We start from the raw sequence: 21,495 nt of genomic DNA on the forward strand, positions 1-21,495 counted from the left end.
TGGTGCACCCCCAGGGACTTGAACCCTGAACCCATTGATTAAGAGTCAATTGCTCTGCCGATTGAGCTAGAGGTGCATGGTCTGCGAGGCGGTGAATTCCGCATCCCGAACCGAGGAATTACTTTACGCAGTTTCCCTCGTTCGCGCCAATCGCGCCCGGATCCCCGGCGTGTCTGAGCACGTGCTGGGAGCACGCATCGTCACGCCATCGGACGCACGGTGAGCGACTGCGAGATGTAGCCGACGTGCCCGGTTTCGTCGTGCAGCACCGTGTGGGTGACCCCCTGGCCGGTGGGGCCGAATGTGACCGAGGTGTCGAAGCCGACCCAGCCCGGCTTCGGTGCACGGGCGAGGTGCACCGTCATATCGACGTTCGGGAACGCCAGGGTGTCGGGCCCCTCGCGCACGGCGATGCCGTTGGCGACGTCGAGGATGGATCCGAAGCTCGCGAGCGGCCCCGATTCCTCTCCTTCGACGAGGGGATATCCGGGGCGCAGCCATGCGCGATGGCGGCCGGGTCGCCCTTCCTCGAGCTCCCGCCCCTCGACGGATCGGATGAACCCGCCGCCCCACTTGCCGGCGACGTCGAACGGGGTCGCCTCGGCCGGGGAGGGCAGTGGATCCACGGGGGTGCCTTGCCGGTCGGCCGTGTCTCGTGACGCGAGCAACCAGGCGCGCAATGTGCCGGCTGTGCGCGACCCGATGGCGACCTCCAGCTCGACGAGCTGGATCGTACGCCCGGGGCGCACGACGCGCGACGAGACGCGGCAATCGTCGAGTGCGGGAACGCCGAGGATCTCGTAGGCGAGTCGGGACGCGACGAACCCTGCCGTGAACAGGTCGGCGAAGCGGCGCTCGAGCTCGTGCAGCAGGAGGCCGGCGAGATTGGCGAAGTGGATCTCGTCGTCGGACCAGGCGCCCTGCGCGTGGAGAGTCGGGCGGAACACGTCGTCGTCGACGCGGGTGTAGTAGCTCGAGGCTTCGGTCGTCATTGCTTCCTCGCAGATGGGGCCAGTGCGTGGCTTGGACGTTAGCAGGCTCTCAGATGGTTGAGATCCCGTCCTGATTCCCTCATACTGACTTGCAGATTGGATTAGCGAGCGCTAACTCAAATGGTGTCGCCGTCGACGAAGACGGGGCGAACTCGATGGAGAGCAATGAGCATCACTGCGGAGATCCCGAGCGAATACCTCGACCTCAAGGACGCCGTCGCCGACTTCGCGCAGCAGGTCGTCGCACCGGTCGCAGTCGAGCACGACGCGAACCACACGTTCCCGTACGAGGTCGTGAAGCAGATGGGCGAGATGGGGCTGTTCGGCCTGCCCTTCTCTGAGGAGCACGGCGGGGGAGGCGCAGACTACTTCGCTCTCGCGCTGGCCATCGAGGAGCTCGCAAAGGTCGACCAGTCGATCGCGATCACCCTCGAGGCCGGGGTCAGCCTCGGTGCGATGCCGATCGCCCGCTTCGGCACCGAGGAGCAGAAGCAGCGACACCTCCCCGATCTCACGGCCGGTCGTGCGCTCGCCGGGTTCGGCCTCACGGAGCCGGGCGCGGGATCCGATGCCGGCGCGACGGCGACGACGGCGAAGCTCGACGGCGGACAGTGGGTGGTCAACGGATCCAAGCAGTTCATCACGAACTCCGGGACCGATATCACGTCCCTCGTCACGGTGACGGCGGTGACGGGCACGAAGGCAGATGGCCGCAAGGAGATCTCCACGATCATCGTCCCGTCGGGCACCCCCGGCTTCACCGCGGAACCCGCGTACAACAAGGTCGGCTGGAATGCCTCCGACACCCACCCCCTTACGTTCATGGATGCCACCGTGCCCGAGGAGAACCTCCTCGGCGAGCGCGGGCGCGGATACGCGAACTTCCTGTCTGTGCTGGACGAGGGCCGGATCGCGATCGCCGCGCTCGCGACGGGCGCGGCGCAGGGGTGCGTCGACGAGAGCGTGAAGTACGCGAAGGAGCGTCAGTCCTTCGGCAGGCCGATCAGCGAGTACCAGTCGATCTCCTTCGCCATCGCGCGGATGGAGGCGCGCGCCCACGCGGCTCGCACGGCGTATTACCACGCGGCATCGAAGATGCTGGCGGGAGAGCCGTTCAAGAAGGAAGCGGCCATCGCCAAGCTGGTCGCCAGCGAGGCGGCCATGGACAATGCTCGCGCCGCGACGCAGATCCACGGCGGCTACGGCTTCATGAACGAGTACACGGTGGCACGTCACTACCGCGACTCGAAGATCCTCGAGATCGGTGAGGGCACGACCGAGGTCCAGCTCATGCTCATCGCTCGAGAGCTCGGCCTCTGACGGGATCGTCCTTCGCCGCTGCTGCGCGGAAGGAGGAGAGGACGGCGCCTACGATGTCCGAGATGACAGCGACATGGCGAAGCACTCAGAAGGCGAACCGGCGCGCGGAGCTGCTCGCGGCGAGCGCCACGCTCTTCGCGACGCGCGGCTTCGCCGGCGTGTCCACCAACGAACTCGGCGAAGCCGTCGGCATGAGCGGGCCCGCGGTCTACAAGCACTTCCCGAGCAAGGACGCGATCCTGGCGGAGCTTCTCGTGACCGTCTCGGAGCGGCTGCTTCAGGGCAGCGCCGAGATCCTGGCGGAAGAGCGAGGCGAGGCGCAGGCACGCATCCGGGCGCTCATCGCCTTCCACACCGACTTCGCGATCTCGGAGCCCGACGTCATCCGGCTGCAGGACCGCGAGATCGCTCAGCTCTCGCGTGAGGCCAGCCACCAGGTGCGCCGGCTGCAGCGGGAGTACGTCGACCGGTGGGCCGCAGAGCTGGCGGACGCGGCGCCCGAGCTCGACGAGCGCGCCCGTCAGGTGCGGCTCGTCGGTGCATTCGGCCTCCTGAACTCGACGCAGTATCTGCGCGGATCCAAGGCGCGCGCCGCGGCGGAGCTTCGACTCATGGCAGAGCGCGCGCTGCTCGGAGACGTCTCCTGAGTCACGCGGCCATCGGAGCGACGCCGGGTCTGCCGCGGGGTGTCGTGACCGTTCAGTTGCGCGCCGCGTTCAGACGGCGCGCCTGACGCAGCACGGGCTCATCGACCATGCGGCCGCGGAAGCGGAAGACGCCCGGCTCTGTCTCGGCGCGCGCGAGGACGGCATCCGCCCACTCGATCTCGTCGTCGGTCGGCGCGTAGCCGTCGCGGATCACGGGTACCTGCGACGGGTGGATGCACGCGGTCGCGGAGAATCCGCTGGCCGCCGCGTCCTCGACTTCTGCAGCGAGGCCGTCGGCGTCCGCGATGTCGAGGTGCACGGCGTCGATGGCGGCCACGCCGGCGGCGCCGGCGGCGAGCAGCACGCGGGTGCGCGCCGCGCGGGCGACGTCGCGGTAGCGGCCGTCCGCGTGGCGGCTCGATCTCCCCTCGAGGCTCGCGACGAGATCTTCGGCCCCCCACATGAGCGCGACAGTGCGCTCGTGAGACGCGAGTTCGTACGCCTTCTCGACGCCGAGCGCCGTCTCGCAGAGCGCGATGATGTCGAGGCCCGCCAGGTCATCGAGCTGATGCGGACCCTCGGCTTTGGCGAGCATGATCGTCGTGAACCGTGTCCCGCGCAGCGCCTCGACGTCGCGGGCGTGGTCATCGGTGCCGGCGGCGTTCAGACGCACGATGGTGCGGGCAGGATCGAGGTCGAGCTCCGCGAGGTTTCGGCGCGCGGCCGCTCTGTCGGTCGGTGCGACCGCGTCTTCGAGATCGACGATGACCGAGTCGGCCAGAGCAGCGGCCTTGACGACTCGATCGGGTCGATCGGCGGGGCAGAACAGCAGAGCCGGCCCGCAGGGCCTCATGACACTCCCTCCGGTCGCGCGAGCACCAGCGTCTGCCGCACGGCCTTCGCGACGATCGTGCGGTCCTGGTTGTACATCGTGTGCTCCAACTCGACGATGCCCTGCCCGGGGCGGGACCTCGAGCGACGTGTCGACCGCACGAACGTCTCGGCGTAGAGAGTGTCGCCGTGATGCACGGGGGCGGGGAACGACACTTCGGAGAACCCGAGGTTCGCGACGATCGTGCCGAGCGTGAGCTGTCCGACGCTGAGGCCGACGAGGGTCGACAGCGTGAACATGCTGTTGACGAGCCGCTCCCCGAACTCGCTCTGCTCCGCCCATGCCCGATCGAGGTGCAGCGACTGAGTGTTCATCGTCATCGTCGTGAACTGGACGTTGTCTGCCTCGGTGACCGTGCGGCCCGGCGAGTGCACGTAGGTCGTGCCCTCCTCGAACTCTTCGAAGTAGAGGCCCCGCTGTTCCACGCGTCGGTTGGTCATACGTCCTCCTCGGTGCCGGTGGAGATCTCGGCGAGCAGCTGACCGCGCGACACCTGGTCGCCCTCAGCCACCTGCAGCGCCACGGTGCCGGCGATTCCGGCGCGCACCACGTGCTCCATCTTCATCGCCTCCACGACCACGATGGGGTCGCCGGGCTCGACCTGGTCGCCCGTGGACACGTGCGCGAGGATCACGGATCCCGGCATGGGCGATAGCACCTGCGGCGCGCCCTCATCGTCGCCGGCGAGGCGTGCCAGAGCCTCTCGTGCGAACACGAAGGTCGCGGCGCGGGAGACGAGCGAGACCTCTGCGGGGGCGATGTGCGCGGGGAACGTGCGGCCGACGCCGTCCCACACGACGGTGGCCATGTCGTCGTGCACCTCGACGCGCGCCGGCTTCGGGTCGCCCTCGCCGACGGAGACGCGCGCGTCCTCGGGGGTGCCCCGCACGTGCACGTCGAACACATCGCCGTCGTGCGCACGCAGACGCAGGTGCGCGGGCGCGTGCGGACCGATTCGCCAGCCGCCGAGCCGATCCCAGGGGGAGGATCCGCGAGCCTGCGCGGCGTGCGCGAACAGGAGAGCCGCTTCGACGGCCTCGCGCTCGGTCGCCTCGGCGAACTCGATGGCATCGAGTTCGCGCGCGATGAGCCCCGTGTCCATGCGACCGGCGGCGACGTCGGGAAGCTCGAGCAGGCGCGCGCCGAACTCGATGTTCGTCGTGAACCCGAACACGGCCGTGTGCGAGAGCGCGCGGAGCATGCGCTGTCGGGCCTGCTCGCGGTCGGCGCCCCAGGTGACGATCTTCGCGAGCATCGGGTCGTAGGAGATCGAGACGTCGAGCCCGGGCTCGAGCGACGTGTCCACGCGCACGCCGTCGCCGCTCGGCTCGACGACGCCGGTGACGCGTCCGCCGGTCGGGAGGAAGCCGGCGCGCGCGTCCTCGGCGTAGATCCTCACCTCGAAGCTGTGGCCGTCGTGCACGATCTCGTCCTGTGCGCGCGAGATCGCCTCACCCGCGGCGATGCGCAGCTGCTCGGCGACGAGGTCGACGCCGGTGACCTGCTCGGTGACGGCGTGCTCGACCTGCAGTCGCGTGTTCATCTCCATGAAGAAGAACTCGTCGGGCGCGTCAGCCGAGACGATGAACTCGACCGTTCCGGCGCCGCGGTAGTCGACGCTGCGCGCGGTCTCGCATGCGGCCTCGCCGATGCGCGCGCGGGTCGCGGCGTCGAGCAGAGGAGACGGTGCCTCCTCGATGACCTTCTGGTGTCGACGCTGCAGCGAGCACTCGCGCTCACCCAGATGGATCACGTGGCCGTGCGCGTCGGCGAGCACCTGCACCTCGATGTGGCGAGGGTTCGCGATGAAGCGCTCGATGAAGATCGTGTCGTCGCCGAATGACCCGGCGGCCTCGCGGCGGGCTGCGGCGAGCGACGCTCGCAGGTCGTCGCCCTCTTCGACGACGTGCATGCCCTTGCCGCCGCCTCCGGCGGAGGGCTTGATGAGGATCGGGTAGCCGATGCCGGGGACGGCTGCCGCGAGCTCGTCGTCGCCGAGGCCGTGCGCCGCGATGCCGGGAACCGTCGGGACGTCGCGCGCGGCGACAGCGCGCTTCGCCGAGATCTTGTCGCCCATGACCTGGATCGCGTCGGCCGATGGCCCGATGAACACGATGCCGGCGTCTTCGCAGGCGCGCGCGAATTCGGCGTTCTCGGCGAGGAAGCCGTAGCCGGGATGGATGGCCCCCGCACCCGTGGCGCGCGCGGCGTCCAGAACCTTCTGGATGTCGAGGTAGCTCTCGGCGGCCGCGGCGGGCCCGAGGCGCACGGCGGCATCGGCGAGGCGCACATGGCGCGCTCCGGCGTCGGCGTCGCTGTAGACGGCGACGGCTCGGAGTCCGGCGGCGTGCACGGAGCGAATGATGCGGCAGGCGATCTCGCCGCGGTTGGCGATGAGTACGGTGTCGAACACGTCGGTGCGCCTCACATTCGGAAGATGCCGTAGCCGGTCGTCTCCGGCTGCTCGCGCTGGATCACATCGAGCGCGAGAGCGAGGACGTCGCGGGTCTGCGCGGGCTCGATGATGCCGTCGTCCCACAGACGCGCCGTCGAGTAGTACGGGCTGCCCTGCTGCTCGTACTGCTCGCGGATCGGCGTCTCGAACTCGGCCTGCTCCTCGGCGGTCCACTCATCGCCTCGCGCCTCGATCTGCTCACGCCGCACCGTCGAGAGCACCGACGCGGCCTGCGGTCCGCCCATCACCGACACGCGCGCGCCGGGCCACAGCCACAGGAAGCGCGGTGAGTAGGCGCGGCCGCACATGGAGTACGTGCCGGCGCCGAAGGATCCGCCGACGACGACCGTGAGCTTCGGGACGCTCGCGGTCGCGACGGCGTTGACCATCTTCGCCCCGTGCTTGGCGATGCCGTTCGCCTCGTATTCGCGCCCGACCATGAAGCCCGTGATGTTCTGCAGGAACACGAGCGGAATGCGGCGCTGGTCGCACAGCTGGATGAAATGGGCGCCCTTGAGCGCCGACTCGCCGAAGAGCACGCCGTTGTTCGCGATGATGCCGACGCGGTGCCCTTCGATGCGGGCGAACGCGGTCACGAGCGTCTCGCCGTACTCCCTCTTGAACTCGTGCACGCTCCCCGCATCGACGACGCGACGGAGGATCTCACGCGCGTCGTACGGCGACGTGAGCTCGACGGGCACGACATCCGTGAGCGTCGTGGGGGCGAGCTCCGGCGGAAGGATCTCCTCGGGGACGGCCGGCAGGGGCGGATCCTGCGGAAGCGTGTCGACGATGTCGCGCACGATCGACAGCGCGTGGGCATCGTCGTCGGCGAGGTGATCGGTCACGCCGGAGACGCGCGTGTGGACGGCACCGCCGCCGAGGTCCTCCGCCGACACGATCTCGCCCGTCGCCGCTTTCACGAGGGGCGGCCCGCCGAGGAAGATCGTGCCCTGATCTCGGACGATCACGGTCTCGTCGCTCATCGCCGGGACGTATGCGCCCCCCGCGGTGCTCGAGCCCATGACGGCCGCGATCTGGGGGATCCCGTCGCGCGACATGCGCGCCTGGTTGTAGAAGATGCGTCCGAAGTGCTCTCTGTCGGGGAAGACCTCATCCTGCATCGGCAGGTACGCGCCGCCCGAGTCGACGAGATAGACGCATGGCAGGCGGTTCTCGGCGGCGACCTCCTGGGCGCGCAGGTGCTTCTTGACCGTGATCGGGTAGTAGGTGCCGCCCTTCACGGTCGCGTCGTTCGCGAGGATCATCACGTGTCGGCCGTGGATCCGCCCGATGCCCGCGACGACGCCTCCCGACGGGCATTGGCCGCCGTACAGCTCGTAGCCCGCGAGCGGCGCGAGCTCGAGGAACGGCGACCCCGGATCCACGAGCTGGTCGATGCGATCGCGGGGGAGCAGCTTGCCGCGTTCGATGTGCCGGGCGCGTGCCTTCTCGGGCCCCCCGCGGGTGACATCGGCGAGGCGCAGGCGCAGCTCCTCGACCAGCTCGGGGTAGGTGGTGTTCATCGCGCGGCTCTCAGCGGCATAGCGGACAACTCCTTTGTTGGGTTACTAGCCGTTAACCGAAACTCAGAGTACTCGCGCCGCGCGGCGTGTGTCCACCCCGGTGCGCCGTCAGCGACCTGCGGCCGCGAGGCGGTTCGTGAGCTCGTGCGCGTGCGCGAGCAGGGTGTGTCCGAGCATGGGGAGGCGGTCGGGTGAGAAGCGGAAGTCGACTCCGGTGAGGCTCAGCGCCCACTGCGGCCGGCCCCGTCCGTCGAACACGGCGGCGCCGAGGCCGTAGCTGCCCTCGACGATGAGACCGGGATTGAGGGCGTGGCCGCGGTCGCGGGTCTCGGCGACCCGCGTGCGCAGCGACGCCACATCGTGGGATGGGCCGTGGGTGCGCGCGAGGTCGGGGTGTCGAGAGAGATAGGCATCGACCTCGTCGTCCGACAGGAACGCGAGGATCGCCAGCCCCGCCGACGCGACGCCGAGGGGGAAGCGCACGCCCTCGCTCAGGACGAACGACCGGATCGGGAAGGCACCGTCTTCCCGGACGAGGCACACCGTCTCGTCTCCGCGTCGCACGGAGAGAAACGCACTCTCCTCCGTGCGCACCGCCAGCGAATGCACGATGTCGCGGGCGAACTCGGTGATGTCGTAGCGCTGCGCGGCGACTTGGCCCATCAGGAAGAGCTCGGGACCGGGGAGCCATCGCCCGGTGCGGTCATCCTGATCGGCGAGACCCTCCGCGCGCAGCGCCGTGAGCAGACGATGGGCAGTTGAGCGCGACAGCTCCGCGCGTCGTGCGAGCTCCTGCACGCTCGCGCCGTCAGGCCCGGTCGCCGTCACGAGGCGGAGGAGCGAGGCGGCGCGCGCGACGGCCTGCGCGCCGGGGACTGCGCGGCGGGCAGGGGACGGAGGCATCCAGGTGTCCACGATGTGGACGATAGACGCTCGGCCGTCCACATGGCAACGGACATTTGCCCCTTCGTCGCGGGACGCGCACGCTGAAGAGGAGCGACGATGCTCGAGTGACGAAGGAGTGACACGTGATCGACAAGCAGATCGCGTCCGCCGCGGATGCTGTGGCGGATGTTCCCGACGGCGCGAGCCTCGCCGTCGGAGGGTTCGGGCTGTCGGGCAATCCGATCCAGCTCATCGAGGCGCTTCTCGCGCAGGGCACGACCGACCTCTCCATCGTCTCCAACAACTGCGGCGTCGACGACTGGGGGCTCGGGGTGCTGCTCGCGGATCACCGGATCCGCAAGGTGACGGCGTCGTACGTCGGAGAGAACAAGGAATTCGAGCGTCAGTTCCTGTCGGGGGAGATCGAGCTCGAGCTCACGCCCCAGGGCACGCTGGCCGAGAAGATGCGCGCGGGCGGTGCCGGGATCGCCGCGTTCTACACGCAGACGGGCGTCGGCACGCAGGTCGCCGAGGGCGGGCTGCCGCGTCGATACGACGGATCCGGCGGCGTCGCCGTCGCGAGCCCGCGGAAGGACGTCCGCACGTTCGCGCTTGGCAGGACCGAGCACGAGTACGTGCTCGAGGAGTCGATCGTCACGGACTTCTCCCTGGTGCACGCGGCGAGGGGCGACCGCCACGGCAACCTCGTCTTCCACAGGGCCGCACGCAACTTCAACCCCGCCGCGGCGATGGCGGGCCGGATCTGCATCGCACAGGTCGAGGAGCTCGTCGAGCCCGGCGAGCTCGACCCCGATCAGGTCCACCTGCCCGGCGTCTACGTGCACCGCATCGTGGCCGTCGGCACCGACATCGAGAAGCGCATCGAGAAGCGCACCGTGCGCGAGACGAAGGGGAGCTGACCATGGCGCTCACCAGGCAGGAGATGGCCGCCCGCGCGGCGCTCGAGTTCGAGGACGGGCAGTACGTCAACCTCGGCATCGGCCTCCCCACGCTCATCCCGAACTACATCCCCGAGGGAATCGCTCTCGTGCTCCAGTCCGAGAACGGGATCCTCGGCGTCGGCCCTTACCCGACCGAGGACGCCGTGGACCCGGATCTCATCAACGCCGGCAAGGAGACGGTCACGACGCTCCCCGGCGCGTCGTACTTCGACTCGTCGCAGAGCTTCGGCATGATCCGCGGCGGCAAGATCGATCAGGCCGTCCTCGGCGCGATGCAGGTGTCCGCGACGGGCGATCTCGCGAACTGGATGATCCCCGGGAAGATGGTCAAGGGGCCGGGCGGCGCGATGGATCTCGTGCACGGCGCCGGCCGACTCATCGTCCTCATGGACCACGTCGCGAAGGACGGGTCCGCGAAGATCGTGCACGACTGCTCGCTGCCGCTCACGGGCAGGGGCGTGGTCGATCGCATCATCACCGACATGGCGGTGATCGATGTGACGGACGCGGGCCTCGTCCTCGTCGAGACCGCGCCGGGCGTCACGATCGACGAGGTCGTGGCCGTCACCGAACCAGAGCTCGCCGTCGCCGTGAGAGGACTCGCCTGATGAGCACACCGGAGATCGTCATCGTCGCGGCCGCGCGCACGCCGCAGGGACGCCTGAAGGGCGCGCTCGCCTCCTTCACAGCGCCGCAGCTGGGATCCTTCGCGATCGGCGGTGCGCTGGACAAGGGCGGGATCTCCCGTGCCTCCATCGATGCCGTCATCGTCGGGCAGGTGCTCGCCGCGGGGTCGGGACAGAACGCGGCACGCCAGGCCGCGATCGGCGCCGGCGTCGGCTGGGACGTCCCGGCGCATTCCGTCAACAAGGTGTGCCTGTCGGGCCTGACAGCCGTGATCGATGCGAAGCGAATGATCCTCACCGGCGATGCCGACGTGGTCGTCGCCGCCGGCATGGAGTCGATGACGAACGCCCCGCACCTCCTCCAGAAGTCGCGCTTCGGCTACACCTACGGATCGATCGAGGTGCTCGATCACATGGCCTACGACGGCCTGACGGACGCGTACGACGAGATCAGCATGGGCGAGTCGACTGAGACCTTCAACGGGGCGTACGGGTTCACGCGCGAGCAGCAGGACGAGATCGCGTTCCTCTCGCACCAGCGGGCGGCCGTCGCGCAGGCGGCGGGCGTCTTCGACGACGAGATCGTGCCCGTCGAAGTGCCGCAGCGCCGGGGAGATCCGATGGTCGTCTCGGCCGACGAGGGGGTGCGTCCCGACACGACGCGCGAGGGGCTCGCGGCACTGCGCCCGGCGTTCGCGGACGGCGGGTCGATCACCGCGGGAACGTCGTCGCAGATCTCCGACGGCGCCTCGGCCGTCGTTGTGACGACGCGCGAGAAGGCCGACGTCGAGGGGTGGACGGTGCTGGCCGTCGTCGGGGCGGCCGGGCAGACCGCGGGCCCTGACAACTCGCTGCAGCCGCAGCCGGGAACCGCACTCCGCGCCGCCCTGACGAAGCAGGGACTGTCGGCGAGCGACCTCGACCTGGTCGAGCTCAACGAGGCGTTCGCGGCCGTCGTCGTCCAGGGCCGGAAGGACCTCGGTCTCCCCAGCGACATCGTCAACCCGCACGGCGGCGCGATCTCTCTCGGCCACCCGATCGGGGCCTCGGGCAACCGGCTCGTCGTGCATGCCGTGCACGAGCTGGCTCGTCGCGGCACGGGCACCGCCGCGGTGGCGCTGTGCGGTGGAGGGGGACAGGGCGACGCGCTGATCCTGACGCGCTGACGCACATCGTTTCGCTCACTCTCGCGAGCGCATCGCGCGGGAGAGTGAGCACTGTGCGCAGTTCCGGCGGGGGATCTTGTCTCGCCCGCGTCGACGTTCCTACGGTGTCCCTAGACGGTCCGAACGGGCCGCGTGTCGATCAATGACGATCGAAGGGAAGTGCACACCATGCACAGCACCACGGACATCCCGGTCCCGGCCCAGAAGGCCTCCGGGTTCCTGCAGCTGATCGACCCCGACGGGCACCGCGTCGGCAGCGCCGAGGAGCGAGAACGCGTCCGCGACCTCGACCACGACGCGCTGCGCGGGCTGCTCGAGGACATGCGGATCATCCGCCGCATCGACGAGGAGGGCACGGCGCTCCAGCGTCACGGCGAGCTCGGCATCTGGCCGCCCGTGCGCGGCCAGGAGGCCGCGCAGATCGCCTCCGCTCGCATGCTGAGAGCTGAGGACTTCGTGTTCTCGACCTATCGCGAGCACGGCGTCGCGTACTGCCGCGGGGCCGAGCCGACCGACCTCGCACGCGCCTGGCGCGGCGTCACGTTCTGCGGCTGGGATCCGAACGCGATCCGCATGGCCGCGGGGCAGGTCATCATCGGCGCGCACGCGCTCCACGCGACCGGCTACGCGATGGGGATCGCATGGGACGGCGACGACTCCGCCGCGATCGCATACCTCGGCGACGGCGCGATGAGCGAGGGGGATGTCTCGGAGGCGATGGTCTTCGCCGCATCGTTCCGCGTCCCCGTCATCTTCTTCGTGCAGAACAATCAGTGGGCCATCTCGGAGCCCGTGACGCTGCAGAGCCGCGTCCCGCTGTCGGAGCGCGGCTCGGGATTCGGGATCCCCGCGATCCGCGTCGACGGCAACGACGTCCTGGCCGTCGCCTCGGCGACCCGCACGGCGCTCGAGCGGGCGCGCACGGGCGGCGGGCCCACGCTCATCGAGGCCGTCACGTACCGCATGGGCCCTCACACGACGGCAGACGACCCGACCCGGTACCGCGCGGACGACGAGGTCGCCGCGTGGGAGGCTCGGGATCCGATCCTCCGCCTCGAGCGTCTCCTCGACCGGGAGGGCGCACTGCCCGACGGCTTCGACGAGCGCGTGACCGCCCGCGGGGATGCGCTCGCGGGTGAGATGCGCGCCGGGTGCACGGCGCTTTCCGATCCGACGCCCGAGAGCCTCTTCTCGCACGTCTATGCCGAGCCGCATGCCGACATGGACGCGCAGCGCGAGGCTCTCGTCGCCTATCTCGACGGGCTCGAGGAGGCACCGAGATGACCAAGCTCACGCTGTCCAAAGCGATCGGCCAGGGACTGAGGCGCTCGCTCGAGGACGACGACCGCGTCGTCCTCATGGGGGAGGACATCGGCGCCCTCGGGGGCGTCTACCGCGTCACCGACGGACTGCAGGAGGAGTTCGGCGCCGACCGCGTCGTCGACACGCCCCTTGCGGAGTCGGGGATCCTCGGCACCGCCGTCGGCCTCGCGTTCCGCGGCTACCGGCCGGTGTGCGAGATCCAGTTCGATGGGTTCATCTATCCCGCGTTCGATCAGATCGTCAGCCAGGTGGCGCGCATGCACTCGCGGACGGGTGGTGCGATCACGATGCCCCTGACGATCCGGATCCCGTGGGCCGGCGGCATCGGGGCCGCGGAGCACCATTCCGACTCGCCGGAGGCGCTCTTCGCACATACCCCGGGACTGCGGGTCGTGACGGTCGCGCAGCCACAGGACGCGTACGACATGCTGCGTGCCGCCGTCGCGAGCGACGATCCGGTGCTGTTCTTCGAGCCGAAGCGCCGGTATCACGTGTCGGCCGACGTCGATCTCGACGCCGCTCCCGCCCGCATGGACGAGGCGCGCGTCATCTCGCCGGGCGACGACGTCACGCTCATCGCCTACGGCGGACTCGTACAGGTCGCGGTCGACGCGGCGATCGCGGCGCAGGACGAAGGGATCTCGATCGAGGTCATCGACCTGCGATCGCTGTCGCCCGTCGACTACGACACCCTGGCGGCGTCCGTCCGCAAGACCGGGCGGCTCGTCGTCACGCACGAGGCGGCGCTCTCGGGCGGCATCGGCGCGGAGCTCGTCGCGCAGCTGACGAGCCGCTGCTTCGAGTACCTCGAGGCGGCGCCGGTCCGCGTGACGGGTCACGACATCCCCTACCCGCCCGCGAAGGCGGAGAAGTTCCATCTCCCGGATCTCGACAGGATCCTCGACGGCGTCGATCGGGTGCTCGAACGCGAGTACGCCGCGACCGAGGGGAGGTGACCGCCATGACGACATCATTCGCACTTCCCGACCTCGGGGAAGGGCTCACAGAGTCGGACATCGTCGCCTGGCATGTCCAGGTCGGCGACACGGTGGAGATGAACCAGAGCATCGCCGAGATCGAGACGGCGAAGGCGATCGTCGACCTGCCGTCGCCGCACGCCGGCAGGATCGCCGCGCTGCACGCGGACGAGGGAGACACCGTTCAGGTGGGCGCCCCGCTCATCACCTTCGAGCTGGCGGGAGAGAACGCCGAGCCCGAGTCGCGGCCCGCCCCCGAGCCCCCCGACGTGTCGGACGAGGAGTCGGCCACGGACACGCTTCAGCCGAACCTCGTCGGCTACGGTGCCGCGTCATCCACCTCGGACAGGCCTCGCCGCCGCGCTCGCAAGGCGCGTCCTGCGCCGGTTCGCGTGCCGGATCCGCCCGGGGCCGAGGGCAAGACGCGCGCCACGCCGCTCGTGCGGACGCTCGCGAAGAAGCGCGGGCTCGACCTCGCGTCGATCCACGGGTCCGGGCCGAACGGCCGAGTCACGCGGCAGGACGTCGAAGACGCGCGGGGCTCGCGCCTGTCGGAGAGCGTCGGCGAGCGCCGCGTTCCCATCCGCGGCGTGCGCAAGGCGATGGCCGAGGCGATGAGCCGGAGCGTGTCGGAGGCGCCGCAGGCGACGATGCAGCTCACGATCGACGTCACGCGGTCGTGTGCGCTCGTCTCTCGTCTGCGCGCGGACCGCGGCGACGAGGCGCCGAAGGTGAGCATTCTCACGCTCTGCGCCAAGGCCGTGTGCCTCGCCCTGCGAGACGCGCCCGCGCTGAACAGCACGTGGGACGGCGACGCCGGCGAGATCATCGAGCACGACCACGTCGATCTCGGCATCGCGGCGGCAACCGACCGCGGCCTGCTCGTCCCGGTGATCGCCACCGCAGATCGCCAGGATCTCGCCGGGCTCGCCGACGCCATCGCCGAGCTCACGCGGCAGGCGCGCGAGGGGACCACAGCGCCGGCCGCGCTCGCCGGAGGCACGTTCACCATCACGAACGTCGGAGTCTTCGGCGTCGACGCCGGCAGCCCGATCCTCAATCCGGGGGAGTCGGGGATCCTGGCCATCGGCGCCGTGCGTCGTCGCCCGTGGGAGCACGAGGGCGAGCTCGCGCTGCGCGACGTCGTGACGCTCAGCCTGACCTTCGATCACCGCATCGCCGACGGAGAGCAGGCCGCCCGCTTCCTCACGGCCGTCGGAGCGCTGCTGGAGGATCCGGCCCGCGCGATGACGCGAGTGTGAGGGGGCGCCTCGATACGCTGAGCGTCATGACTCGCACCCGTCCGCCGTCGATGGCCGATGTCGCCTCCGCCGCGGGGGTCTCCCACCAGACGGTGTCGCGCGTGCTGAACGGCCACGCGCACGTGCGGGCCGAGACGCGGGAGCGCGTCCTGACGGCGATCGAGGAGCTCGGCTACCGGCGCAATCAGGCGGCCCGCACGCTCGTCACGACGCAGAGCGCCACGATCGGGATCGTCACGACCGCGACGACGAACTTCGGACCCGCGAGCACCGTGCTTGCGATCGAGGAGTCGGCGCGGGCGGCCGGGTACTTCGTGTCGCTCGCGGCGCTCGGTTCCCACGACCCCGAGGACACGGGCCGCGTGCTCGACCAGCTGATGAACCAGGGCGTCGACGGCATCATCGTGCTGGCGCCGATCGTCGAGGTCGCCTCACTCCTCGACGGCGTCTTGCTTCCCGTGCCCATCGTGGTCGTCGCGGCGCGAGAAGACGCCCCGGCGGGGACGAGCGTGCGCTATGTCGCCGTCGACCAGCGCGCCGGGGCCGCGCTCGCCGCGCGTCATCTCGCCGGACTCGGCCACGAACGCGTCGTCCACGTCGCGGGGCCCCGCAACTGGTACGACGCCATCGAGCGCGTGCGCGGCTTCGCCGACGTGTTCGCCGACGGGCGGATCCTCGACGCGACCGGCTGGGACGCGCAGAGCGGGTACGACGCGGGCGCGCGGCTCGCGCGCGACGTGGTCGACGGAACCGTCACGGCGGTGTTCGCGGCGAACGACTACCTGGCGCTCGGCATCATCCGGGCGTTCTGGGAGCGGGGTATCCGGGTGCCAGACGAGGTCTCGATCGCGGGCTTCGACGGGATCGACGGCAGCGGGTTCCTCGTGCCGTCGCTCACGACCGTTCGACAGTCGTTCGCCGCGCTCGGCGACGCGGCCGTGCGCGGCCTGCTCGATCCCACCGCGAGCGGAGCGGATCCGATCCTGCCGGAGCTCGTCGTGCGCGGCAGCACGACGCCGCCGCCGTGAGGTCGGTGCAGGAAGGTGTTTCGCCGCCGCGATTGTGAGCGCTAACATTCTGAGGACGACGATGATGCCGAGAAGGAGCGACACGATGGAGCAAGTGCACGCACGAGACGCGATCGAGCGCGGCGAGGCGGTGCTCGGCATCGAGCTCGGCTCGACGCGCATCAAGGCCTGTCTCTCGACGCGCGATGGCCAGACGCTGGCGAGCGGCGGATCCGACTGGGAGAACCGGCTCGTCGACGGGCTCTGGACGTACGCGCTCGACGACGTCCGATCGGGTATCCAGACGGCCTACTCCGCACTCGTCGCCGATGTCGCCGCGCAGTACGACGCGCGCCTCACCCGTGTGGCCGGCTTCGGCGTCTCCGCGATGATGCACGGCTACCTCGCGTTCGACGCGTCGGGCGAGCTGCTCGTGCCCTTCCGCACGTGGCGCAACGTCAACACCGAACGCGCGGCGGCGGAGCTGTCCGATGCGCTCGACGTCAACATCCCGCTGCGCTGGTCGGTCGCGCACCTGCGCCAGGCGGTCCTCGACGGCGAGGAGCACGTGGCGCGGATCGCGCACATCACGACCCTCGCGGGGCATGTGCACGCGCTGCTGACGGGGGAGCGGATCCTCGGCGTCGGCGATGCGTCCGGAATGTTCCCGATCGACCCGGAGACCGGCGACTACGACGCGCGGATGCGGGAGATCGTCGACGAGCTCGACGCGCAGGCCGGTGCGGGCCACCTCCGCCTCGCCGAGATCCTTCCCGCCGTCCGAGGCGCCGGTCAGGACGCCGGTTCGCTCACCGCCGAGGGCGCCTCGCTTCTGGACATCTCCGGCGCGCTCGAGCCCGGTGCGCTGGCGTGCCCGCCCGAGGGCGATGCCGGGACCGGCATGGTGGCGACCAACGCCGTGACGCCGCGCACGGGAAACGTGAGCGCCGGGACGAGCATCTTCGGCATGGTCGTGCTGGAGCGCGCTCTCGCACGACGCCACGCGCACATCGACATCGTGACCACCCCCGCCGGCGACGCCGTGGCGATGGTCCACTGCAACAACGGCGCCAGCGAGATCGGCGAATGGGCGGGAGTCTTCCGCGAGTTCGCGGCGGCGATCGGGGCCGACGCGTCGAGCGACGATGTCTTCGAGGCGCTCCTCGCCGGGGCGCTCGAGAGCGGTGTCGACGACGGCATCCTCGCGTACAACCACCTGTCGGGTGAGCCCGTCGCAGGGCTCGACGCCGGACGGCCGCTGATCGCGCGCACGCCGGGATCTGCGCTCACGCTCGCGGGTCTCATGCGCGCGCAGGTGCGCGGATCCTTCGCGACGCTCGCCCTCGGCATGCGCGCCCTGCACGACGAGGGCGTCGTCATCGACGAGATGCGTGCGCACGGCGGCATCTTCCGCACGAAGGGCGTCGCGCAGCGTCTTCTCGCGGCGGCCCTCGGAGCGCCCGTCGTCGTCGGCGCGACGGCCGGCGAGGGCGGCGCGTGGGGGATGGCGGTGCTCGCCGCGTATCGCGTGGCCGCCGCAGCGGGCGAGACGAGCGATCTCCCCGCGTGGCTCGCGCGCGAGATCTTCGGCGACGACGAGACGACGCGCGAAGTTCCGACCTCCCGCGAGATCGACGACCACGCGCGATACCTCGACCGCTGGGCGACGGGGCTCGCGATCGAGCGCGCCGCCGTCGAGGCCATGGCATGAACGAGAAGGAGACCACGATGACCGAGATCCCCGCCGCGATGCGCGGCGCCGTCGACGAGGCGAAGAGCCGCGTCGCCGACCTGCACGCCGAGCTGCCGAGATGGGAGCTCGTCGCGTGGACCGCCGGCAACGTCTCCGAGCGCGTGCCCGGAGCGGACGGACACCCCGACCTGCTCGTCATCAAGCCGTCGGGCGTCAGCTACGACGACCTCGATGCCGACGCGATGGTCGTGTGCGACCTCGACGGCGAACTCCTCGAGGGCGAGCGCAGCCCGTCGTCCGACACGGCCGCGCACGCATACGTGTACCGCCACATGCCCGACGTCAACGGCGTCGTGCACACGCACTCGACCTACGCCACGGCGTGGGCGGCGCGCGGGGAGGAGATCCCCTGCGTCCTGACGATGATGGGCGACGAGTTCGGCGGTCCGATCCCCGTCGGCCCGTTCGCGATCATCGGCGACGACTCCATCGGACGCGGCATCGTCGAGACGCTCTCGGGGCACCGCTCGACGGCCGTCCTGATGCAGAACCACGGCCCCTTCACGATCGGGGCCGACGCGAAGAAGGCCGTCAAGACAGCCGTTCTCCTCGAGGAGGTCGCACGCACGGTGCACATCTCGCGCGAGCTCGGGGATCCGCTGCCGATCCCGCAGAAGTCGATCGACTCGCTCTACGACCGCTACCAGAACGTATACGGCCAGCACTGACGCTGGGGAAGGACGATCATGACGAAGCCCTACGCAGACCGCGAGGTCTGGTTCCTCACCGGAAGCCAGGACCTCTACGGAGATGAGACCCTCCGTCAGGTGGCCGAGCAGTCGCAGGAGGTCGCCTCCCTGCTCGACGGCGCCGACGGCGTGCCTGCGCCCGTCGTGTGGAAGCCGGTCCTGAAGGATCCGGATTCCATCCGTCGCGCGATGCTCGACGCCAACGCCGACGACCGCGTGATCGGCGTCATCACGTGGATGCACACCTTCAGCCCCGCCAAGATGTGGATCGCGGGTCTCGACGCCCTGCGCAAGCCGCTCCTGCACCTGCACACGCAGGCGAACGTCGAGCTGCCCTGGCAGACGATCGACTTCGACTTCATGAATCTCAACCAGGCCGCGCACGGCGACCGCGAGTTCGCCTACATCGAGAGTCGCCTCGGCAAGGCCCGCAAGACGGTGGTCGGCCACGCGAGCGACCCCCGCGTGGTGGACGAGGTTGCGACGTGGCAGCGTGCGGCCGCGGGGCTCGCGGCGGCGCGCACGATGCGCGTGTGCCGGTTCGGCGACAACATGCGGAACGTGGCCGTCACGGAGGGCGACAAGACCGAGGCGCAGCTGCGGTTCGGAGTCTCGGTCAACACCTGGGGTGTCAACGAGCTCGCCGACATGGTGGCGCACGTCACGGAGACCCAGATCGACGACGTCGTCGCCGAGTACCTGCGTCTCTACGACGTCGCGCCCGAGCTTCTGCCGGCCGGCGACCGCCACCAGGCCCTGCGCGATGCCGCCGCGATCGAGGTCGGCATGCGCACCTTCCTCGAGAACGGCGGATTCACGGCGTTCACGACGAACTTCGAGGATCTCGGATCGCTCACGCAGCTCCCGGGCATCGCCGTTCAGCGTCTGATGGCAGACGGCTACGGCTTCGGCGCCGAGGGGGACTGGAAGACGGCCGTCCTCGTGCGCGTCGCGAACGTCATGGGCACCGGGCTTCCCGGCGGCGCGAGCCTCATGGAGGACTACACGTACGACCTCACCCCCGGTGAGGAGCGGATCCTCGGAGCGCACATGCTCGAGGTCGCGCCGTCGCTGACGACGGCGAAGCCCCGCGTCGAGATCCACCCGCTCGACATCGGCGGCAAGTCGGATCCCGTGCGCCTCGTGTTCACGGCCGATCCGGGCCCCGCCGTCGTGGTCGCGATGAGCGACATGCGCTCGCGGTTCCGGCTCACGGCGAACGTCGTGGAGAACGTCGAGGCTCCCGATCTGCCGAAGCTGCCGGTCGGTCGCGCGGTGTGGCGCCCCGAGCCGGATCTGCCGACGAGCGCCGCCTGCTGGATGACCGCGGGTGCTGCGCACCACACGGTGATGTCGACGGCCGTCGGCATCGAGGCGTTCCGTGACTTCGCCGAGATGGCGGAGGTCGAGCTCGTCGTGATCGACGAGACGACGACGGTTCCCGCGTTCCAGCGTGAACTGAAGTGGAACCAGGTCTACCACCACATCGCCGGCGGCGTCTGAGCCCAGGCAGCACACGAGGCCCGCGAGGGGTTGACACCCTCGCGGGCCTCACGTCACACTGTCTCTACAACGTTTACTTACAACGTTGTAGATCCCCGGAAGACAACGGTGTCGAACACCGAGAGGACCCACAGCATCATGACAAGCAGCGCGTTCAGGAAGAGGCTTCTCGCCGCCGGCGGCACGGTCGCCGTCGCCGCGGCCGCCCTCACGGGATGCTCCGGCAGCGGCGCAGAAGCCACGTGCACGAACGAGATCAAGAACGACGAAGCGACCCAGGTCACGGTCTGGGCGTGGTATCCCGCCTTCGAGCAGGTCGTCGACCTGTTCAACGAGACGCACGACGACATCCAGGTGTGCTGGACCAACGCCGGTCAGGGCGCTGACGAGTACAACAAGTTCTCGACGGCCCTCGAGGCCGGCTCGGGTGCTCCCGACGTGATCATGCTCGAGTCCGAGCAGATCCCGACGTTCTCGATCCAGGAGGGGCTCGTCGACCTTTCCGACCACGGCGCCGACGAGCTCGCGAGCGAGTACACCGAGGGCGCCTGGCAGGACGTCTCCAGCGGCGACGGCGTCTACGCGATTCCCGTGGACGGTGGGCCGATGGGCATGCTGTACCGCCAGGACATCTTCGACGAGTACGGCATCGAGGTTCCGACGACCTGGGAGGAGTTCCGAGAAGCCGCGCAGAAGCTTCAGGACGAGGGCGCGCCGGGCGTGCTCGCCGACTTCCCGCCGAACGGCGGCGCCTACCTCTACGCCCTGATGGCGCAGGCCGGAGCCGAGCCGTTCTCGTACGACGCGGCGAAGCCCACGGAGACGGGCATCGACGTCAACAGCGACGAGGCGAAGCAGGTCATGGAGTACTGGGACGGCATGGTGCAGGACGGCCTGGTCGCGACAGACGATGCGTTCACGGCCGAGTACAACACGAAGCTCGTCGACGGAACGTACGCGGTCTACGTCGCGGCGGCATGGGGCCCCGGCTACCTCGGTGGTCTCGAGGACGCCGACGCGGATGCCCAGTGGCGCGCCGCTCCGGTTCCGCAGTGGGATCCCGCCGACCCCGCCCAGATCAACTGGGGCGGATCCACGTTCGCCGTGACGACGCACACACCCGAGGAGCGCCTCGACGCGGCCGCCACGGTCGCGATGGACATCATGCGCACCGAGGAGGCGTGGCAGATCGGCATCGACGAGGCCGCCCTCTTCCCGCTGTGGACGCCGGTCCTCGAGTCCGAGGAATTCGCCCAGAAGGAGTACCCCTTCTTCGACGGTCAGAAGATCAACGAAGAGGTCTTCCTCGAGGCGGCGGCGGGCTACTCGGGCTTCGGGTTCAGCCCGTTCCAGGTCTACGCCTATGACCAGACGAACGAGCAGATGTTCGCGATGGCCGAGGGGGAGAAGGACGCCTCCCAGGCGCTGGACGACCTCCAGGAGACGCTCGAGACGTACGCCACCAACCAGGGCTTCGAGCTCACCGAGTGACGACGCCCGCGGGGCCGGC

General features: G+C 69.9%; 19 protein-coding genes and 1 tRNA gene. 13 read left to right on the forward strand and 7 right to left on the reverse strand.

The genetic code is table 11. From position 1 onward, the window contains the following. Together KOL93_RS04025 and KOL93_RS04030 are read right to left on the reverse strand one after the other, a co-directional pair. Nucleotides 1–76, reverse strand: a tRNA-Lys gene (locus KOL93_RS04025). 124 nt (nucleotides 77–200) lie between these two features. Then, nucleotides 201–992, reverse strand: coding sequence for a thioesterase family protein (locus tag KOL93_RS04030; RefSeq protein WP_221584042.1), 792 nt, complete (start codon nucleotides 990–992; stop codon nucleotides 201–203). 165 nt (nucleotides 993–1,157) lie between these two features. Between KOL93_RS04030 and KOL93_RS04035 the strand changes: the two genes are divergently transcribed. Further along, nucleotides 1,158–2,312, forward strand: coding sequence for an acyl-CoA dehydrogenase family protein (locus KOL93_RS04035; RefSeq protein ID WP_221584043.1), 1,155 nt, complete (start codon nucleotides 1,158–1,160; stop codon nucleotides 2,310–2,312). A 62-nt stretch (nucleotides 2,313–2,374) separates the two neighbouring features. Further along, nucleotides 2,375–2,959, forward strand: a complete 585-nt coding sequence (locus KOL93_RS04040) for a TetR/AcrR family transcriptional regulator (RefSeq protein ID WP_221584044.1) — start codon at nucleotides 2,375–2,377, stop codon at nucleotides 2,957–2,959. A gap of 52 nt (nucleotides 2,960–3,011) precedes the next feature. Here the strand turns inward: KOL93_RS04040 and KOL93_RS04045 are convergent, their stop codons facing one another. The 5 genes from KOL93_RS04045 to KOL93_RS04065 all read right to left on the reverse strand — a co-directional run bounded on the left by KOL93_RS04045 (nucleotide 3,012) and on the right by KOL93_RS04065 (nucleotide 8,735). Continuing rightward, nucleotides 3,012–3,812 (reverse strand): HpcH/HpaI aldolase/citrate lyase family protein, encoded by an 801-nt coding sequence (locus KOL93_RS04045; protein WP_221584045.1) that lies wholly within the window; start codon nucleotides 3,810–3,812, stop codon nucleotides 3,012–3,014. Further along, a complete protein-coding gene (locus KOL93_RS04050) occupies nucleotides 3,809–4,291 on the reverse strand; it encodes a MaoC family dehydratase (protein WP_221584046.1) in 483 nt (160 codons plus the stop codon). The genes KOL93_RS04045 and KOL93_RS04050 overlap by 4 nt, the downstream gene beginning before the upstream one ends. Then, entirely contained in the window at nucleotides 4,288–6,264 is a 1,977-nt protein-coding gene (locus KOL93_RS04055; protein ID WP_221584047.1) for an ATP-binding protein, read from the reverse strand. Before KOL93_RS04055 ends, KOL93_RS04050 begins: the two co-directional genes overlap by 4 nt. Before the next feature lie 11 nt (nucleotides 6,265–6,275). Then, complete coding sequence (locus KOL93_RS04060; RefSeq protein WP_221584048.1) at nucleotides 6,276–7,832, reverse strand: carboxyl transferase domain-containing protein; 1,557 nt, start codon at nucleotides 7,830–7,832, stop codon at nucleotides 6,276–6,278. Between the two features lie 108 nt (nucleotides 7,833–7,940). Beyond that, complete coding sequence (locus KOL93_RS04065; RefSeq protein ID WP_221584504.1) at nucleotides 7,941–8,735, reverse strand: IclR family transcriptional regulator; 795 nt, start codon at nucleotides 8,733–8,735, stop codon at nucleotides 7,941–7,943. Nucleotides 8,736–8,860: 125 nt separating this feature from the next. Here KOL93_RS04065 and KOL93_RS04070 point away from each other — a divergent pair, with 125 nt between their 5' ends. The 11 genes from KOL93_RS04070 to KOL93_RS04120 all read left to right on the forward strand — a co-directional run bounded on the left by KOL93_RS04070 (nucleotide 8,861) and on the right by KOL93_RS04120 (nucleotide 21,476). Continuing rightward, nucleotides 8,861–9,637: a CoA transferase subunit A gene (locus KOL93_RS04070; protein WP_221584049.1), complete on the forward strand. Its 777-nt coding sequence runs from the start codon at nucleotides 8,861–8,863 to the stop codon at nucleotides 9,635–9,637. A gap of 2 nt (nucleotides 9,638–9,639) precedes the next feature. After that, entirely contained in the window at nucleotides 9,640–10,287 is a 648-nt protein-coding gene (locus tag KOL93_RS04075; protein ID WP_221584050.1) for a CoA transferase subunit B, read from the forward strand. Beyond that, complete coding sequence (locus tag KOL93_RS04080; RefSeq protein WP_221584051.1) at nucleotides 10,287–11,471, forward strand: acetyl-CoA C-acetyltransferase; 1,185 nt, start codon at nucleotides 10,287–10,289, stop codon at nucleotides 11,469–11,471. The genes KOL93_RS04075 and KOL93_RS04080 overlap by 1 nt, the downstream gene beginning before the upstream one ends. A 168-nt stretch (nucleotides 11,472–11,639) precedes the next feature. Further along, on the forward strand, nucleotides 11,640–12,755 hold the full coding sequence (gene pdhA / locus KOL93_RS04085) for a pyruvate dehydrogenase (acetyl-transferring) E1 component subunit alpha (RefSeq protein ID WP_221584052.1): 1,116 nt from the start codon (nucleotides 11,640–11,642) through the stop codon (nucleotides 12,753–12,755). Continuing rightward, nucleotides 12,752–13,750 carry an alpha-ketoacid dehydrogenase subunit beta gene (locus tag KOL93_RS04090; RefSeq protein WP_221584053.1) on the forward strand — a complete coding sequence of 333 codons (999 nt, stop codon included), beginning with the start codon at nucleotides 12,752–12,754 and terminating at the stop codon, nucleotides 13,748–13,750. Before pdhA ends, KOL93_RS04090 begins: the two co-directional genes overlap by 4 nt. Nucleotides 13,751–13,755: 5 nt before the next feature. Further along, nucleotides 13,756–15,033 carry a dihydrolipoamide acetyltransferase family protein gene (locus tag KOL93_RS04095; RefSeq protein ID WP_221584054.1) on the forward strand — a complete coding sequence of 426 codons (1,278 nt, stop codon included), beginning with the start codon at nucleotides 13,756–13,758 and terminating at the stop codon, nucleotides 15,031–15,033. Between the two features lie 26 nt (nucleotides 15,034–15,059). Further along, entirely contained in the window at nucleotides 15,060–16,061 is a 1,002-nt protein-coding gene (locus tag KOL93_RS04100) for a LacI family DNA-binding transcriptional regulator (RefSeq protein WP_260405926.1), read from the forward strand. Nucleotides 16,062–16,146: 85 nt separating this feature from the next. Beyond that, nucleotides 16,147–17,751: a xylulokinase gene (locus tag KOL93_RS04105; protein WP_260405927.1), complete on the forward strand. Its 1,605-nt coding sequence runs from the start codon at nucleotides 16,147–16,149 to the stop codon at nucleotides 17,749–17,751. Between the two features lie 17 nt (nucleotides 17,752–17,768). Further along, nucleotides 17,769–18,461 (forward strand): L-ribulose-5-phosphate 4-epimerase, encoded by a 693-nt coding sequence (locus KOL93_RS04110; RefSeq protein WP_260405928.1) that lies wholly within the window; start codon nucleotides 17,769–17,771, stop codon nucleotides 18,459–18,461. 18 nt (nucleotides 18,462–18,479) lie between these two features. Beyond that, nucleotides 18,480–19,985: an L-arabinose isomerase gene (gene araA, locus KOL93_RS04115; protein WP_221584057.1), complete on the forward strand. Its 1,506-nt coding sequence runs from the start codon at nucleotides 18,480–18,482 to the stop codon at nucleotides 19,983–19,985. 138 nt (nucleotides 19,986–20,123) lie between these two features. Continuing rightward, nucleotides 20,124–21,476, forward strand: a complete 1,353-nt coding sequence (locus KOL93_RS04120; protein WP_221584058.1) for an extracellular solute-binding protein — start codon at nucleotides 20,124–20,126, stop codon at nucleotides 21,474–21,476. Nucleotides 21,477–21,495: the final 19 nt, after the last annotated feature.

It is taken from the genome of Microbacterium salitolerans, from assembly GCF_019720895.1.
Taxonomy (GTDB): domain Bacteria; phylum Actinomycetota; class Actinomycetes; order Actinomycetales; family Microbacteriaceae; genus Microbacterium.

Excerpts from the sequence above, each read along its gene's own strand:
- KOL93_RS04030 (WP_221584042.1), bottom strand. The coding sequence starts at position 992 with ATGACGACCGAAGCCTCGAGCTACTACACCCGCGTCGACGACGACGTG.
- KOL93_RS04035 (WP_221584043.1), top strand. The coding sequence starts at position 1,158 with ATGAGCATCACTGCGGAGATCCCGAGCGAATACCTCGACCTCAAGGAC.
- KOL93_RS04100 (WP_260405926.1), top strand. The coding sequence starts at position 15,060 with ATGACTCGCACCCGTCCGCCGTCGATGGCCGATGTCGCCTCCGCCGCG.
- KOL93_RS04110 (WP_260405928.1), top strand. The coding sequence starts at position 17,769 with ATGACCGAGATCCCCGCCGCGATGCGCGGCGCCGTCGACGAGGCGAAG.
- KOL93_RS04060 (WP_221584048.1), bottom strand. The coding sequence starts at position 7,832 with ATGAACACCACCTACCCCGAGCTGGTCGAGGAGCTGCGCCTGCGCCTC.
- pdhA (WP_221584052.1), top strand. The coding sequence starts at position 11,640 with ATGCACAGCACCACGGACATCCCGGTCCCGGCCCAGAAGGCCTCCGGG.
- KOL93_RS04075 (WP_221584050.1), top strand. The coding sequence starts at position 9,640 with ATGGCGCTCACCAGGCAGGAGATGGCCGCCCGCGCGGCGCTCGAGTTC.
- KOL93_RS04090 (WP_221584053.1), top strand. The coding sequence starts at position 12,752 with ATGACCAAGCTCACGCTGTCCAAAGCGATCGGCCAGGGACTGAGGCGC.
- KOL93_RS04040 (WP_221584044.1), top strand. The coding sequence starts at position 2,375 with ATGACAGCGACATGGCGAAGCACTCAGAAGGCGAACCGGCGCGCGGAG.
- KOL93_RS04105 (WP_260405927.1), top strand. The coding sequence starts at position 16,147 with ATGGAGCAAGTGCACGCACGAGACGCGATCGAGCGCGGCGAGGCGGTG.
- KOL93_RS04120 (WP_221584058.1), top strand. The coding sequence starts at position 20,124 with ATGACAAGCAGCGCGTTCAGGAAGAGGCTTCTCGCCGCCGGCGGCACG.
- KOL93_RS04080 (WP_221584051.1), top strand. The coding sequence starts at position 10,287 with ATGAGCACACCGGAGATCGTCATCGTCGCGGCCGCGCGCACGCCGCAG.
- KOL93_RS04065 (WP_221584504.1), bottom strand. The coding sequence starts at position 8,735 with ATGCCTCCGTCCCCTGCCCGCCGCGCAGTCCCCGGCGCGCAGGCCGTC.
- KOL93_RS04095 (WP_221584054.1), top strand. The coding sequence starts at position 13,756 with ATGACGACATCATTCGCACTTCCCGACCTCGGGGAAGGGCTCACAGAG.
- araA (WP_221584057.1), top strand. The coding sequence starts at position 18,480 with ATGACGAAGCCCTACGCAGACCGCGAGGTCTGGTTCCTCACCGGAAGC.
- KOL93_RS04050 (WP_221584046.1), bottom strand. The coding sequence starts at position 4,291 with ATGACCAACCGACGCGTGGAACAGCGGGGCCTCTACTTCGAAGAGTTC.
- KOL93_RS04045 (WP_221584045.1), bottom strand. The coding sequence starts at position 3,812 with ATGAGGCCCTGCGGGCCGGCTCTGCTGTTCTGCCCCGCCGATCGACCC.